The sequence below is a fragment of the Candidatus Filomicrobium marinum genome, assembly GCF_000981545.1.
In the GTDB taxonomy this organism is placed as follows: domain Bacteria; phylum Pseudomonadota; class Alphaproteobacteria; order Rhizobiales; family Hyphomicrobiaceae; genus Filomicrobium; species Filomicrobium insigne.
The window spans coordinates 2,783,918-2,797,578 of record NZ_LN829119.1 but is presented as its reverse complement, the minus strand read 5'-3'; the positions used below and the strand labels follow the sequence as shown (position 1 = coordinate 2,797,578).

General features: G+C 57.6%; 9 protein-coding genes. 2 read left to right on the top strand and 7 right to left on the bottom strand.

Annotation, left to right across the window (positions count from 1 at the left end):
* Nucleotides 1-151 precede the first annotated feature (151 nt).
* Together cimA and cysS are read right to left on the bottom strand one after the other, a co-directional pair.
* Nucleotides 152-1,786, bottom strand: a complete 1,635-nt coding sequence (gene cimA, locus YBN1229_RS13140) for a citramalate synthase (RefSeq protein ID WP_046478864.1) — start codon at nucleotides 1,784-1,786, stop codon at nucleotides 152-154.
* Between the two features lie 409 nt (nucleotides 1,787-2,195).
* Nucleotides 2,196-3,656 carry a cysteine--tRNA ligase gene (gene cysS, locus YBN1229_RS13135; RefSeq protein ID WP_046478865.1) on the bottom strand — a complete coding sequence of 487 codons (1,461 nt, stop codon included), beginning with the start codon at nucleotides 3,654-3,656 and terminating at the stop codon, nucleotides 2,196-2,198.
* Between the two features lie 416 nt (nucleotides 3,657-4,072).
* On the opposite strand from cysS, the gene YBN1229_RS13130 reads away from it, so the two are divergent.
* A complete protein-coding gene (locus YBN1229_RS13130) occupies nucleotides 4,073-5,167 on the top strand; it encodes a DUF2865 domain-containing protein (protein WP_160298712.1) in 1,095 nt (364 codons plus the stop codon).
* Between the two features lie 213 nt (nucleotides 5,168-5,380).
* Nucleotides 5,381-5,947 carry a GNAT family N-acetyltransferase gene (locus tag YBN1229_RS13125; protein WP_052743927.1) on the top strand — a complete coding sequence of 189 codons (567 nt, stop codon included), beginning with the start codon at nucleotides 5,381-5,383 and terminating at the stop codon, nucleotides 5,945-5,947.
* Nucleotides 5,948-5,961: 14 nt separating this feature from the next.
* Here the strand turns inward: YBN1229_RS13125 and gltX are convergent, their stop codons facing one another.
* The 5 genes from gltX to YBN1229_RS13100 form a co-directional block, all read right to left on the bottom strand.
* Nucleotides 5,962-7,332 carry a glutamate--tRNA ligase gene (gene gltX / locus YBN1229_RS13120; protein WP_046478866.1) on the bottom strand — a complete coding sequence of 457 codons (1,371 nt, stop codon included), beginning with the start codon at nucleotides 7,330-7,332 and terminating at the stop codon, nucleotides 5,962-5,964.
* A 100-nt stretch (nucleotides 7,333-7,432) separates the two neighbouring features.
* Nucleotides 7,433-7,882, bottom strand: coding sequence for a hypothetical protein (locus tag YBN1229_RS13115; protein ID WP_152025010.1), 450 nt, complete (start codon nucleotides 7,880-7,882; stop codon nucleotides 7,433-7,435).
* Between the two features lie 126 nt (nucleotides 7,883-8,008).
* Nucleotides 8,009-10,207 carry a sensor domain-containing diguanylate cyclase gene (locus YBN1229_RS19175; RefSeq protein WP_046478868.1) on the bottom strand — a complete coding sequence of 733 codons (2,199 nt, stop codon included), beginning with the start codon at nucleotides 10,205-10,207 and terminating at the stop codon, nucleotides 8,009-8,011.
* 253 nt (nucleotides 10,208-10,460) lie between these two features.
* On the bottom strand, nucleotides 10,461-12,104 hold the full coding sequence (locus YBN1229_RS13105; protein WP_046478869.1) for an NAD+ synthase: 1,644 nt from the start codon (nucleotides 12,102-12,104) through the stop codon (nucleotides 10,461-10,463).
* Between the two features lie 115 nt (nucleotides 12,105-12,219).
* On the bottom strand, nucleotides 12,220-13,602 hold the full coding sequence (locus tag YBN1229_RS13100) for a class II 3-deoxy-7-phosphoheptulonate synthase (protein ID WP_046478870.1): 1,383 nt from the start codon (nucleotides 13,600-13,602) through the stop codon (nucleotides 12,220-12,222).
* Between the last annotated feature and the right edge of the window lie 59 nt (nucleotides 13,603-13,661).

Sequence of the window (13,661 nt, the reverse complement as noted above, 5' to 3'; positions counted from 1 at the left end):
AAACGCATTCCACAGCCAGTCGTCGATGGAGACTACCAGATCAGCACAGATGCGGCAGCGTAGAGCGGTTGGAAAATTTAAATCTCCAACGCTTTGCACAGCCTGTGTGGCCTGGAAGATGCACCGCCGGAGCAAACTGGCGTCTTTGAGTCTAGTATCGCGACACGACCTTGACATGCTCTGCGGGGGCGCTGTCCTTCATCAGCTTGAAGTTGATGGAGTCGAGCAGCGCCTCGAAGCTTGCATCAATTATATTGGGCGAGACTCCGACAGTGATCCAACGCGCACCTGTTGTCGTGTCGTGGCTTTCCACTAGCACGCGCGTGATGGCTTCGGTGCCGCCCGTCAGGATACGCACCTTGTAGTCAACGAGTTCCACGCCCTCGATATATTTCTGGTAGCGACCGAGGTCTTTGCGAAGTGCGCCGTCGAGCGCGTTGACCGGGCCATTGCCTTCGGCAACGGACCATAACGGTTCGCGGTCGCCATTGATGAACACCTTCACCGTCGCTTCGGATACAGTCACGAGATCGCCGACGGCATTGTGACGTCGTTCGACCATGACGCGGAAGCTATCGACGGTGAAGTATTTCGGCACCTCGCCCAGCGCACGCCGGGCCAGCAGTTCGAAAGATGCTTCGGCAGACTCGTAAGTGTAGCCCTTAGCTTCGCGTTCTTTGACCTCTTCGAGCAAGTTGCCGATGCGTGGATCGTCCTTTGAGATGGCGATGCCAAGACGATCGAGTTCGGCAAGAATGTTAGAACGTCCGCCCTGATCGGAGATCAGCAGACGACGCGTGTTACCGACGGATTCGGGAGCTACGTGTTCGTAGGTCTCGGGCTCTTTCAGAATTGCCGACGCATGAATGCCCGCCTTCGTCGCAAAAGCGCTTTCCCCGACATAAGGTGCGTGTTTGTACGGGCTGCGATTGAGGATTTCATCGAGCACGCGGCTGGCATGTGTCAGCGTACGCAGGCGGGCCGGCGTCACTCCGGTTTCGAAGTGTTCGGCAAATTCGCTCTTTAAAAGCAGCGTTGGGATGATCGATGTCAGATTGGCGTTGCCACACCGTTCACCGAGGCCATTCAACGTGCCTTGGATCTGACGGCAACCGGCGCGCACAGCCATGAGCGAGTTGGCCACTGCATTTTCGGTGTCGTTGTGAGTGTGGATGCCCAGGTGTGTACCAGGCACGACCGTCACGACGTCCGTCACGATGTCATGAATTTCATGAGGTAACGTGCCACCGTTTGTGTCGCACAACACGACCCAGCGGGCACCGGCCTCGTAAGCCGTGCGCGCGACTGCGACGGCATAGTCGCGATTACCCTTGTAACCATCGAAGAAATGTTCGCAGTCGAGCATCGCCTCTCTACCCGAGGCGACGATTGCCGAGATCGACTGAGCAATGCTCTCCAAATTCTCGTCGTTAGTGATGCCGAGCGCAACGCGAACGTGGTAGTCCCACGACTTGGCGACGATGCAGATGGCGTCTGCTTCGGACTGCAGCAGGGCCTGAAAGCCGACATCGTTTTCAAGTGATCGACCGGCACGTTTTGTCATACCGAACGCGGTAAACGTTGCGTTGGCAAAATCCGGTTTGCTCGCAAATAGCTCCGTGTCGGTCGCGTTAGCGCCGGGATATCCGCCCTCAATGTAGTCGAGGCCCAGATCGTCCAGAACCTTGCAGATGCGGCGCTTGTCTTCGAGCTTAAAGGCGACGCCGGTCGTCTGCGCACCGTCGCGCAGCGTCGTGTCGAAGAGGTAAAGGCGTTCTTTTGTCATTCTGTTCTCTCACGCGAAACCGAACAGGCGCAGGGCAACATAAGCGGCTATCAAAAGCACGGCGATCTTTATGAACAAATAATAGCGGCGGTGCTTGGTGAAGGGCGGCTGGCTTGGATCATTGCTCATTGGGCTGTCCCTCCGATATTCGCGAACACAGGTTTGCGCATGCTATGCCCTGAATTCTGGCAACCCCGGCGCCAGGTGCCGCTCAACCATCGTGACTGTTGGCCACGCGGGTTAGAGGGTAAACCAACAACATCAACCGTTATTCCGGGGCTTGTTCCCGGAATCCAACGCCCAGCAGTTACCCACGCCACGGGTGTAACAGGACCGCACAGCGGACTCCCCGGCGAACGTTGGGTCCCGGCAATGACTGCCGGGATGACCGTAGTATCTGATTGAACAGTCACCGCATAACTTCCCAAGTTGTGGTGAATTCGCCGGTTGTGGGATCCTTCGCGTCCTTGAGCTGGATTCCCATCTCGGCGAGCTCATCGCGGATGCGGTCGCTTTCCGCCCAGTTCTTTGCCTTGCGGGCTTCCAGGCGTGCCGTGATGCGCGCTTCGATTTCACCCTCATCGAGCTTGGCGTCGGCATTCCATGCCGCGAGCCACTCGCTCTGCGTCATGGTCAACAAACCGAGAAGATTAGCCGCGCTCTTGAAGCGTGCCAGTGCCGATGCATCGCCGCCGTTGCTCAGAGCGTCAGCCATCGCGTGCAGCGCTGTGATCGCCTGCGGTGTATTGAGGTCGTCTTGGAGCTTGGTTTGAACATCACTTTGTCCATCGCCTGCCTCGCAGGCCGTCGCATCGCCGATAAGCCGATACCAATTGCGAAGCACCTTTTCAGCAGCCTCCAAGGCGGTGGCTGTAAAATCGATCGGCTGGCGGTAATGCGTCATCAGCATTGCAAGCCTTAGGACTTCACCTGGCCATCTCCGTCCGCCGAACTTGTCAGTCTTGAGTAGCTCATGGATCGTGATGAAGTTGCCGAGGGACTTCGACATCTTCTCGCCCTCGACCTGCAGGAAGCCGTTGTGCATCCAGACGTTGGCCATGACAGGTGTGCCGTGAGCGCAGCGGCTCTGTGCCACTTCGTTCTCATGGTGTGGGAAGGTCAGATCAATTCCACCACCATGAATGTCAAACTGGTGCGGGCGGGCCTTTGCCTCGTTTGACAGCTTGTCTTTAACTTCTTCCCAGAGCCATCGATCAGACATGGCCGAGCATTCGATATGCCAGCCGGGGCGTCCTGCCCCTTCAATGCCGCAAGGCGACGGCCAGCCCGGCTCCCCCTCTTTTGAGGGCTTCCATAGGACGAAATCCATGGGGCCTTTTTTATATGGGGCAACTTCGACGCGCGCGCCGGCTTCCATCTCATCGAGTGAGCGGTTCGACAGGCGGCCATAGTCGGGCATTGATGCGACGTCGAACAGCACGTGACCTTCGGCGACGTAGGCATGCCCTTTTGCGACTAGCGCTTCGCAAAGCGCCTTCATTTCGTCGATGTGTTCGGTGGCGCGTGGTTCGACCGTCGGGGGCAGTATGCCCAGCGCAGCAATGTCTTCGTGAAACTGGCGAGCCGTGCGTTCGGTCAACTCCCGAATGGAGATGCCTTCTTCGGCCGCCCGCGCGTTGATCTTATCGTCGACGTCCGTGATGTTGCGGACGTAGGTAACGTGATCCGCGCCGTAGACGTGGCGCAGAAGACGGAACAATACGTCAAAAACTATAACGGGCCGCGCATTGCCGATGTGCGCGTAGTCGTAGACCGTCGGTCCGCAGACGTACATGCGCACGTTCTTCGGATCAATCGGCGTGAACGGCTCCTTGCGGCGCGTCAATGTATTGTAAAGTGTCAACGACACGACAAAACCCTTCCTGGCCCCTTCCGGCGGGCGGGGCGTCCTCTGTCCATGGAATTTCAGGCAAGGGGAATGGGCCGCGCGCCAGCGTTATGCTCAGCTCGCAATAATAATGGCGCGACAGAAATCGCCGACTGTAATGCGCAAATCCCAGTTCATGGCCGTGTTTATGGGGGGCCGCGGGCGACACGTCAAGCGGTGCATTTTGGGGATAGAGCTTATATGGCTTGCGGATGCGCCCCGCCTGTGCAGGTTTGGCCAAATTCGTAGTGCAAAGTTACGGCGACAGCGCGTCACGGCGACGGAACGCCATTATTGCGCTGCATTGACCGCCTAGCAGGCGAAGCAGATACTTTACATAAGAGGCTGTAATTGAGCCTCGCCAAGGTCGACACGAAATGGCTCGCGATACCAAAGGGATGAACAAGCGCACACGGTGGCCGCGTTGGCTGCTGGCCGCTGGCCTGATGGGTGCCGCCGTGACGGCAGGGGCAGCGCTGCCCGCGCTGGCCCAAGGTTTCACGTGGCCTTGGGAAGAAGAGCAACCGCGCCGGCCACCGCCGCGGCAAAGGCCGCAAGAGGCTCCAGTCTATCGTGACGATCCTGGTTACAATCAGGGCGGCCCTATGCAGGGTCAACCTCCACCGGGTGGTGGCTGGCAGCAGCAGTCGTCAATCTGCCTGGAGCTGGAGCAGCGTCTCGTCCAGGAATCCCAATCTGGCGGCAACGCGCGGCAACGCCTACCACAGCTCGAAGCGGAAATTCGCGATCTCAATCGACAGGTTCAATCGGCCGAGCGCAACCTCGATGCCGCGGACTGCTACGAGTACTTCATATTTTCTAAGTCGCTGCGCCGATCGAGTAAGTGTCTGGGCTTGGCGCGCAATGCTGACGATGCGCGGCGGCGTCTGGCACAACTGGAAGGCGAACGCCAGGACATCGCTTCGCGGTCCAACCAGTCCTATCAAGACGAGATTATCCGGGAACTTGCCCGCAACGGCTGTGGTGACAGCTATTCGCAGGAGGCGCGGCGCCGGGACCGTAAGCAGTTTTCGCCATTCTGGCAGGATGAAGAAAGCAGCGGCGGGTCAGGATATGCTAACTCGTACAAAGCGCTTCCATTCGCGACCTACCGGACGGTGTGTGTCAGGTTGTGCGATGGATACTATTTCCCCGTAAGCTTCTCGACCCTACCCAATCACTTCCAGCGCGATGCCGAAATTTGCCAGTCGAAGTGTGCTTCGCCAGCGACGCTTTACTATCACCAAAATCCAGGCGCTGGCGTCGAGCAGATGGTAGCGTACGGAAGCAACGAACCCTACACGCAGCTCAAGTCCGCATTCCGCTATCGCAAGGAATACATCAACGGCTGCAGCTGCAAAGAATCCGAATACATCCCACAGTCGCCCATGCCCGACGGCTCCGGCCGACAAATAGACGGCGCGGCACCCCAGCCGGACGGAGCCCCCGCTCGACGTGCTGAGGCGCCCTCACCCGCTGCGCCAGCCCAGTGAGTTTGATTTCCTCGTTTTGTGCCTGTCGGTCGACGAAAAACTGCTTGTCGCAAAACTGATGCGTGTTCCGGTTACTTTTCCGGGATTTCGAGAGTTTTTTGCTAGTGAGACCCGGGTCGTGTTCACGTCCCTCCATGTGGTCCTTGTTTTTTGATTGGTCGCCTTGAGCCGGGCTTCAGGCTCCTTAGGAGCCCCTGGCGCGGGAGGTGAGCGATGCCCACGGAACTCGAGCCTGAAACGGAGGGCGGATTAGGCCGTACGTTGGATATCCGCCCCGTACGCGTCGATGCGCTTTCGGCTGTGCGCTACATTCACGCGTCGGCGCTGCGCAGTCAGGGCTCCGCATTTTACACGGCGGGGGAACTCGAAGCCTTTGAGAACCTTGTTCGGTCGGTTCGCTACGGTGAAACTGTGCTCAAGGACACCATGATCGGAGGCTGGATCGGCCCTGAACTTGTCGCAACAGCTGCCTGGGGCATCGTGGACGACAGCGGCCGTACCGTTCGCATATCTTCGGTTTATGTTCGGCCGTTCTTCACCGGTCTTGGTATCGGCCAGCGGATGGTCACGGCGGTGGAAGATCTTGCAGCACGGGCCGGCTACAGATCCTTCAGCGTCCGCTCTACGCTCAATGCCGTACCGTTCTTCGAACAGCTCGGTTACGCCGTGACATCACATGGTACGCGCGCGCTCGCCCCGGACATCGGGATCGCTGTCTCGTTCATGCGTAAGGATTTTCGCGGCCCTGGCGCGTCATCCGAATCAGAGCAAAAGGCCTAGCTCCAAGCCGCCTGTTATGCGGCCTGCCCCTGTAACCGGGCTAGTGCGCGTGGGCGGCCGATGAGGGGTAATAGCACCTTCAATTCGGGACCTGCTTCACGGCCGGTCAGTGCGAGGCGGAGTGGATGGAAGAGGGATTTGCCCTTGGCTCCGGTCGCCTCCTTGACTGCCTTGGTCCACTCTGACCACGTGTTTCCGCCCCACGGCTCAGGTGGCAGAAGCTCGGCCGCTCTCGTAGCGAAGGCAGCGTCCTCAATCACGGGAGTCACCGTGCCAGCAACAACCGACCACCATTCCTTGACGTCGTCGAACTTCTCCAGATTGCCACGCACTGCATTCCAAAAGGCTTCGTCTGTTTCAATTCGGAGTCCTTTCAACCGGTCAGCGACCATTGAGAAGGGCAACTCATGCAGCAGCTTGGCATTAAGCGTTGCAAGCTCTGCCGGATCGAAACGTGCCGGAGCGGTGGAGATTTTCGATGGCGAAAAGAGCTCTACGAGTTCTGCCACATCTGTGTGAGGCTCAACGGGATCAGATGTGCCGATCAAAGCGGCGTGGCTCACCACGGCCATGGGCTCCAGGCCATCTTCGCGGAGGCTCGCGATGGACAGCGCACCCAACCGCTTCGATAGGGCCTGCCCATCCGCGGCCACGAGAAGGCTATGGTGACCAAGCTGCGGCGGAGTGGCGCCGAGCGCATTAAACAACTCGATCTGAACGCCGCTGTTGGTCACATGGTCTTCGCCGCGAATGATGTGACTGATGCCAAGATCAATATCGTCGATCACGCTCGTAAAGGTATAGAGATAGGAACCGTCGGCGCGAATCATGACCGGATCGGAGAGTGAGCCGACATCGACGGTTTGTTCTCCGCGAATGACGTCGATCCAGTTGATGAGCGTTGGTAGCGGCGTCAGGCTGTCCGCACCTTCTGTGTTCGCGAGACGGAAGCGCCAATGCGCGACGCGGCCTTCGCTTTCTAACTTCTGGCGATCTTCATCGCTGAGCTTCAGGCCGGTGCGGTCGTAAATCGGCGGTAGCCCGCGCGCGAGTTGCCGGGCCCGCTTGCGGTCGAGTTCGTCAGCGGTCTCGTAGCATGGATATAATCGCCCAGCGGCCTTCAGCTGTTCAGCGACGGCATCGTAGCGTGCCGTACGGTCGGATTGCCGGGCCTCTTCATCCCAGCTCAGACCGAGCCATTGCAGATCCTCGCGGATCGCAACGACGTATTCTTCCTTGGACCGCTGAAGGTCCGTGTCGTCAAAACGCAGCAGGAACCGACCGCCCTCTTTCCTGGCAAACAGCCAGTTCAAGATTGCGGTGCGGATGTTGCCGATATGAAGCCGGCCGGTGGGGCTCGGCGCGAAACGGACGGTGACGCTCATGTGAAAAATTCGAGGCTCTCGCTAGCGATTGGCGCGCGAACCTAACCGCTTTGGCGTCCGAATAGAAGCGCAGATGGACGCACCACGCGTACAGCCGTCGTCAGCGGCCTATAGCGTGGTCGAGAAAGGCGATCAGCCGGGCGATGTCACGGTTATCCGCGCTGGTGTAAGTAACCGGCCGCGAGTCTTGGGAAAATATGCTGATACGGAAGCGACGGCGGCTCGTAACACCGCAGAGTTCCGCGAGGCCGGCGATGACAAGCCCTGACAAGATCACAAACCCAGCAAGGAGGCATTCTAACCAACCGAAGCCAAGGATGCCGGCAAGCGTAACCACACCGGCGGCAAAAGCGAGCGCACCCGCAACCAGTGGCGCGCTGAAATCACGTTCCACGACCTCTTCCAGTCGATAGGAAACGATGCCTTCGAGGGGAATGCCATCCGGGCCGAAGCGCAGCACGTCGCCTTCGTCGGCGAGCCGTTCAGTACCCATACCGGGCTCAAGCCACCACATCGGCGGTGACCGATTAATCAGTACCGTATCGTTCATAATCCAATGCAGCCGATTGCTACTTACGACGCGCCACGGCGGCGGCATCCTAAGCTGCAGTCTCGCAGAATAAGGTTGGCAAGATCCTAACGACTGACCGCGCTTAGGTTGTATGGGTGAACGCTCTTACGCGGCAGTGTTGGCTTTGAGCCGCCTTTTGGTCGAGCTATTGTGGATCTCGATCCGGTTCCGGCCATTGAACTTTGCTCGGTACAAGGCCGCGTCGGCACGGCCCATGAAATCTTCCATGTTCGCCTCGCCGCGATACTGCGCGATGCCGAAGCTGCAGGTCAATTTGCCCACATCGTCGAATGTCACGTCGCTGATCAGATTGCGCAGGCTCTCCGCTAGATTTTGGGCCATGCTTTCATCAGCGCCTGGAAGCAAAATTGCGAATTCTTCGCCACCCCACCGCGCCAGGATATCCGTGCCGCGGATACGGTCAGCAATCAGATCCGAAAGCTGAATGAGAACCTTGTCGCCGACGAGGTGCCCGTGACTATCATTGATGTTCTTGAAGTGATCGATGTCGTAGAGCACGAGCGACAACGGCGTGCCGTAGCGCTGTGACCGCATCATCTCTAAAGACAAGACTTCGTTGAAGCGCCGCCGATTGTTGAGCCCCGTGAGCGGGTCGGTAATTGCGCTAAGCTTTAACTCACTTGCCAGTTTTTGCAGCTCCAGCCGCTTCATCATCTGGATGCTGTCCTGAATCGACCAGCCTCGGCCCAGAGCATAAATCAATGTCGCGATCATCATGAACAGCGTGATGACAATGCCGAGCATGCGGCTCGCAAAGACTTCCTGCACTGGCCTGATAATTACCAACGACCAATCGCTCGCATGGATAAAGCGACGCTTCACATAAGCGCGTTCGCCATCAATCGACGCCCACCTTCCCTCTGACAAGGAGCGACTTAATAGCGGCTTATCCTGAAGGTCAGGAAATTCGTTCTGCAATTGTGCGCGTACTGCGTCGCGTACCGGCCACATCGTGCGATATCGCATCTCCGGCCTATTCGTGAGAACGACGACACCATTCGGATCAACCAGGTAGAAAGGGCGATCGTATCGCCTGAGGTCATCGATAAAATCGGAAAGGGGTTTTTCTAAAACGGCGACGCTGACGATTTGCCCCCATTCGCCGAAAATCGGGCTGCTGGCATAATAACTGGCGCTGCCAGTATCATTGTCGAAGATAATGCCCTGCGCCACCTGGCCCTTCATCGCCGCGTAGAAACAACGCGAAGAAGGAAAGTTGCGCGCGCTTGTTAGGGCTGCTTGCTCACGACCTGATGTTGCCAGAATACGTCCAGCGGGATTGATGATGTAGCCGAGCTTAGCCCCGGTCGCCTCCACCGCCAAGTTCAGTATACGCTTTTCATTTCCGGAGATGCCGACAACTGCCTTCTGCACGTCCGGCGCGCCAGCCACAACCTGCACCATTCCGATGACACTCGCGGCGTCGCCGTTAAAGCGGCTCGCAATGAGATCAAGTTCGCCACTTGTCTCAGCTTCGGTGTTCTTTTTATAGACAGATCCCAAGTATTCCGTGAGCGCCCAACCGGACAACAAGACAATTGTCAAGGCTGCGAGCGTTCCAACAATTTGCCTTTGGAAGTGCGTCGTATAGCGCCCAGTCGAGAGATCCTCGATCAGTCTCTCCCCCCATAATCCCCAGATGGACAGTGCGATACTATACGCGACAGCTCCGCGAATGAGCTGAACGGGAACCCCCGTCATATCTGCGAACCAATCTTCGTTCACGACAGACGCAGGCCACACAGGCGCAACGGGCACGACCAGTCCTGCTACAACCGCGTAGGTCAAGAAGCCAGCTGCCGCCGCATATCCGCAAACTTTTTGTCCTCCAGTCACTTTATTTGCGTTCCAAGCAAATGCGAGAGCAGCCAACGCTGCACCTGGAATTGCCAGAGTGTACCGCGCGAACACAATTGCCATACCCGTGCCCTCTGAGAGCCAAGCGGCAACTACGATCATTGCTACTGGAACGTAGATCCAAGGACCCGGCACCTTGGCACCGAGCCGCTGCCCTTCAAGGCGAGCAAACTCAAGCAGAAGAGCATAGGAGATAGCGAGAAGCGCCACACGTGCGCTGGTAAAGATCTCATGATCAAATATTGTGAAAGCGATCAGATCAAGCCATTCAACAACGCCATGAGTAAAGCCGAACGCAGCTAAAAACAGCCAAGGCCCACCCCGGTGTCCACGCGCAATGGTAACGCTGACGGCGCCCAACAGCAGGAAAGCCAGCCCATAAAAGAAATAAATGAAATCGAGCTGTGAGCTCATAAACGCGGCCATGAACCCTCTGTGGCAAAGGGAAAATATCTTCTGCGCAGAGTGCCGGCTGCGCTGATTTTCCGGTAACGTGCCTGAGGCTGAGTGATCGCGCTAAATGGTTACTTCGGCAACAACATATATAGTATTGCTATAAAATCCGCTTAACAAAGTACTTATCTCAAGAACCGCATTTTATTATTTTTAAGTTTTAGATATTCACCAAAACCGATTTCCATATTCGATACGGATTTATAAACGGACGGTCTCAAAGAGCTCAGTGCTCGCGGAAACGGTTGGTGATCGGGTAGCGACGGTCACGCCCAAAATTGCGCGAAGAAATCTTGACGCCTGGCGCCGCTTGCCGTCGTTTGTACTCGGAAATATAGAGGAGGTTCTCGACGCGTGTAACGGTATCGTGATCAAAGCCCTGCGCCACGATTTCGCTAATGGGCAACTCCTCCTCAACCAGACCTTGCAATATGGAATCAAGAACATCGTAAGGCGGCAGACTATCCTGATCAGTCTGGTTCTCACGTAGTTCGGCGCTCGGAGCTTTCGTCAAAATGTGCTCAGGAATCACGATGCCGCCCGGCCCTCTCCCACTTTTGGGCGTGTGAGAGTTGCGCCACCGCGCCAAGCGATAAACGTCCGTCTTGTAGAGGTCCTTTATGGGATTGAAGCCACCATTCATGTCGCCATAAAGCGTCGCGTAACCAACCGACATCTCGGATTTATTGCCGGTGGTTAAAACCATGCTGCCAAGCTTATTGGAAATCGCCATGAGAAGCGTGCCACGGACACGACTTTGAATATTTTCTTCCGTGATGTCCGGCGTACGGCCTGCAAATAATGGAGCCAGAGAGGCATTCATCGCCTCCACGGGTTCAACAACCGGCACAATGTCGTAACGTACCTCCAGGGCTGAAGCGCAGGCTTTGGCGTCTTCGAGGCTTGCCTTCGACGTATATCGATAAGGCAACATCACGCAGTGAACACGATCAGCGCCTAGCGCATCGACGGCAAGTGCCGCCACGAGTGCTGAATCAATGCCACCGGACATGCCCAGGACGACACCAGGGAACCGGTTTTTGTCCACGTAGTCGCGAAGGCCAAGCATGCAGGCCTGATAGGCTGCCGCATCTCTTTCGCTGAGGGTTGCAAATTCGCCCTTTGCGCAGACCCAACCGTCTTCGGTTTTCGACCATTCGGTCAGAGTGAGACTTTCTTCCCAACCCGGCAGTTGCGCCGCGAGGCTGTGGTCGGCGTTGATCACGAAGGAGGCGCCATCGAATACCAATTCGTCCTGGCCGCCCACCTGATTAAGATAAACCAGCGGAAGCTCGGTCTCCACCACCCTGGCCAAGACGACGTTTGTCCGCGCGTCGGGCTTATTCCAGTCGAACGGAGAACCATTGGGAACAATCAGTATTTCTGCGCCGCACTCTGAGAGACATTCCACAACGTCTTCGCGCCAAATGTCCTCACAGATCGGAACGCCGAGCCGCACTCCGCGGAAATTGATGGGGCCCGGCATGGGGCCCGGCTCAAACACGCGCTTTTCGTCAAAGACGCCGTAATTGGGAAGATCCACCTTGTAGCGAACGGCTACTACTTCACCGGCATCGATGAGTACGGCAGCATTGTAGACCTTGTCCCCGTCCGGCCATACCGTTCCCAGAAGGACGGCGGGACCATCTCCTAAGGACTTCGCCAGCGCTTCGACTGCCGAACGGCAAGCGGTCTGGAAGGATGGCCGGAGAACCAGATCTTCTGGTGGATATCCAGATATGAAGAGTTCTGGAAATACGACGAGATCCGCCTCCATAGCGGCGGCTTTCTCACGCGCCTCACGAACGCGCGCAACGTTGCCGGCAATGTCTCCGACGGTCGGGTTGAGCTGGGCGAGTGCGATCTTCATCGGAGAACCAGTTCATCACGCGATGTCGAAACAAGAAGCGGACCGCGTATCCAAACATGCGGCGCCATCTCAATGATGACGCCGCTTTTTCATGCGCACGAAGTCATGCACGATTTTAGGCGCTGGCCGCGACGGGCACAGGCCCGCTCGCCCTCTTGCGGCGCATGCGCTCCGCGATGAGGAACGCCAGTTCCAACGATTGGTCCGCATTTAAACGCGGATCGCAATGCGTGTGATAGCGATCCGAGAGATCGGCCTCCGAGATCGCTGACGCACCGCCAGTGCACTCGGTGACATTCTGGCCGGTCATTTCGACATGGATGCCGCCCGCATGGGTGCCTTCACTGTCGTGTACTGCGAAGAATGCCTCGACCTCACGCAGGATGCGATCGAAGGGCCGCGTCTTATACCCACCGGCGGCGCCAATCGTGTTTCCGTGCATGGGATCGCATGACCAGACGACGACACGCCCTTCACGCTCGATCGCCCGGATGAGCTTGGGCAGATTAGCCTCGACCTTATCTGCTCCAAAACGGCAGATAAGCGTCATGCGACCCGGCTCATTTTTCGGATCCAGGACATCAAGAAGCTTGAGCAAGCCATCCGGCTCCATTGAGGGGCCGCACTTGAGACCAATCGGGTTCTTCACCCCGCGCGCGTATTCAACATGCGCATGATCTGGCTGACGCGTCCGGTCGCCAATCCAAATCATATGACCGGACGTCGCGTACCAATCGCCGCTTGTTGAATCGAGCCGTGTCAGACCCTGCTCGTAGCCTAGAAGCAAAGCCTCGTGGCTCGTGTAGAAGTTGGTCGTATGGAGCTGCGAAGTGTTGCTCGAATTGATGCCGCACGCACGCATGAAGGTCAGGCAATCGGAGATGCGATCGGCCATTTCCTGGTAGCGGTGGCCCTGCGGCGAATCCTTCACAAAGCCCATGTTCCACTGATGCACGCGCTCAAGGTCGGCGTAGCCGCCCTGTGCGAAGGCGCGGATCAGGTTAAGGGTCGCAGCTGCTTGCCGATAGGCCATAAGTTGACGGCGCGGATCCGGGATACGGGCTTCCGGCGTGAACTCCATGCCGTTGATGATGTCACCGCGATAGCTGGGCAGTTCCTCGCCGTCGCGCTTCTCGACGGGAGAAGATCGTGGCTTGGCAAATTGCCCTGCCAGACGGCCGACCTTCACCACCGGAATAGCTCCGGCATAGGTCAGCACGATCGCCATTTGCAGGAAGACCCTGAAAAAATCGCGAATGTTGTCGGCGCCATGCTCGGCAAAGCTCTCAGCACAATCGCCGCCTTGCAACAGGAAGCCGCGCCCAGCGGCTACTTCCGCCAGATTTTTTTTGAGCTCACGCGCTTCGCCCGCGAACACGAGCGGCGGGAACGTCGCAATCTGAGCTTCGACGTCTTTTAACGCTTCGGCGTCGGGGTAATCCGGCACCTGCTGGATTGGCTTCGCCCTCCAGCTATCGGGAGTCCATGTCGGTGCCATGGTGGTGTGCTCCTTCGTCATTAGCAACGCGGAAACCAGTCGGCGCGGCTAAAGCCCGC

Coding starts and splice junctions, on each gene's coding strand:
- YBN1229_RS19175 (WP_046478868.1), bottom strand. CDS start 10,207: ATGGCCGCGTTTATGAGCTCACAGCTCGATTTCATTTATTTCTTTTAT.
- YBN1229_RS13105 (WP_046478869.1), bottom strand. CDS start 12,104: ATGAAGATCGCACTCGCCCAGCTCAACCCGACCGTCGGAGACATTGCC.
- YBN1229_RS13100 (WP_046478870.1), bottom strand. CDS start 13,602: ATGGCACCGACATGGACTCCCGATAGCTGGAGGGCGAAGCCAATCCAG.
- YBN1229_RS13115 (WP_152025010.1), bottom strand. CDS start 7,882: ATGAACGATACGGTACTGATTAATCGGTCACCGCCGATGTGGTGGCTT.
- YBN1229_RS13125 (WP_052743927.1), top strand. CDS start 5,381: ATGCCCACGGAACTCGAGCCTGAAACGGAGGGCGGATTAGGCCGTACG.
- cimA (WP_046478864.1), bottom strand. CDS start 1,786: ATGACAAAAGAACGCCTTTACCTCTTCGACACGACGCTGCGCGACGGT.
- gltX (WP_046478866.1), bottom strand. CDS start 7,332: ATGAGCGTCACCGTCCGTTTCGCGCCGAGCCCCACCGGCCGGCTTCAT.
- YBN1229_RS13130 (WP_160298712.1), top strand. CDS start 4,073: ATGAACAAGCGCACACGGTGGCCGCGTTGGCTGCTGGCCGCTGGCCTG.